Here is a 1630-nt window from a genome sequence, read left to right on the forward strand (position 1 = left end):
CGGCCAGGGCGGCCAGCAGCGCGCCGGGCAGGGCGGCGCGCAGGCGGCTGGGCCCGCACCGCCAGAAGGCCAGCGGCAGCGCCGCCGCCAGCATGGTCAGCCCGGAAAGCCCGATCGCGCCCAGCGTCGCGGCCAGCTGGCCGGCGGGGGTGTCGATCCAGACATGGCCGGTCAGCGCCCAGGGCAAGCCGGTGAAGATCCAGCCGCGCAGCCAGTCGGAAAACACCATCAACGCGGCGAAGACCAGTCCCTGCCGGGGGAAACCCGGGGCGAGGCGCGCGGCGAGCCAGGCGGGAAGCGTCCAGAACAGCGCCCCGCCCGCTGCCATGCAGAACAGCGCAAAGGGGGCCATCCAGCCATAGATCTCGGGCTCGACGAAGAACGGCTCGACGATCCAGCACATGGCCAGGGCGAAATGCCCGAGCCCGGCGGCAAACCCGTGCCAGGCGGCGGTGCGGGCCTGCTCGGCGCGGCCGATCTGCCAGCACAGCCCGGCCAGCGCCAGCACGGTCAGAAACCACAGGTTCCAGGGCGCCTGTCCCAGCGCCGCCAGGACACCCAGCGCCAGGTCAAGCGCGAGCACGGCCCAGGATGGGCGCCGCCGCTGCGAGGGTGCCTGCGATAGCTGCCGCGTTGGTCCTGGAAAGACCGGCGAGACCATGCGGCGGGCTCAAGCCTCGGCGGTGCTGTTGTCCGGGCTGCCGGCAGCCTCGGGCTGGGCCGAATCGCCGCCGGCTTCGGCGGGGGCGGCCTCGGTCTGGGCGCCGGCCTTGGGCTTGCGCGGTGCGCGGGGCTTGGACTCCGTCTTCTTCGCCGGCTTGCGGGCGGGTTTCGCAGCCGGTTCGGGCTCAGCTGCTGCCTCGGCTGCGGGTTCCGCCGGCGCGGCGGCCGCGGCTTCGACGGCTTCGGTTGTCTCGGCCTTGGCGGCGCGCGGCTTGCGCTTGCGCACGGGCTTGGCCGGGGCGATTGGCTCGGCCGCTTCGGCCGGCGCCTCAAGTGCGGCGGCTTGCGGTTCTGCCGCCGGCTGCAGTTCCGTCGGTGCCTCGAGCGCGGCTTCTGCGGTCGGCTTGGCCTTGCGGCTGCGCGAGCGCTTGGGCTTTTCTGCCGCGGCGGGCGCTTCCGCAGCCGGGCTCTCGGCAGCCGGGGTTTCGGGAGCAGCGACCTCGGCGGCGAGGGCTTCCTTGGCGGGACTTTCCGCCGCGGGCGCTTCGGCAACCGGCGCCGCCATCACGGGCACTTTGGTGGGCGCCTTGGCGGCGGGCTTGGCCGCGGGGCGCGGATCGGCCGGTTCGGCGATCTCCTCGGCGGGTTCGGTGAAGCCGGGGCGGAAGATGCGGGTCAGGAATTCCGGCACATGGTCACCCATGCCCAGCACCGGGTGGCGGTCGCCGCGGCGATCCTCGCGCCGTTCGTGGCGGTCATGGCCGCGCTCATGGCGTTCGCGCCTATCCTCGCGCCGATCCTCGCGTGACGGGCGGTCGTGGCGGCGCTCGGCGGCCTCCGCCGGCTTCGACTCGGCCCGAGGCTCGGCGGCATGAGCGTGGGCAGGGGGGCGCTGCTCGCTGTCGTCGCGGCGGCCGCGGCGATCCCGGTCGCGGCCGCGTTCGCGGCGCCCGCTTTCGCGCGCGGG

General features: G+C 74.8%; 1 protein-coding gene and 1 pseudogene. Both read right to left on the minus strand.

All coding sequences use genetic code 11. The features are described 5' to 3' along the window. Window positions 1-583, minus strand: a pseudogene (locus I9P22_RS24120) (apolipoprotein N-acyltransferase); the annotation flags it as partial. Between the two features lie 87 nt (window positions 584-670). Continuing rightward, window positions 671-1354 carry a hypothetical protein gene (locus tag I9P22_RS24125; protein ID WP_199262755.1) on the minus strand — a complete coding sequence of 228 codons (684 nt, stop codon included), beginning with the start codon at window positions 1352-1354 and terminating at the stop codon, window positions 671-673. Between the last annotated feature and the right edge of the window lie 276 nt (window positions 1355-1630).

It is taken from the genome of Paracoccus binzhouensis, from assembly GCF_016446475.1.
Classification (GTDB): Bacteria; Pseudomonadota; Alphaproteobacteria; order Rhodobacterales; family Rhodobacteraceae; genus Paracoccus; species Paracoccus binzhouensis.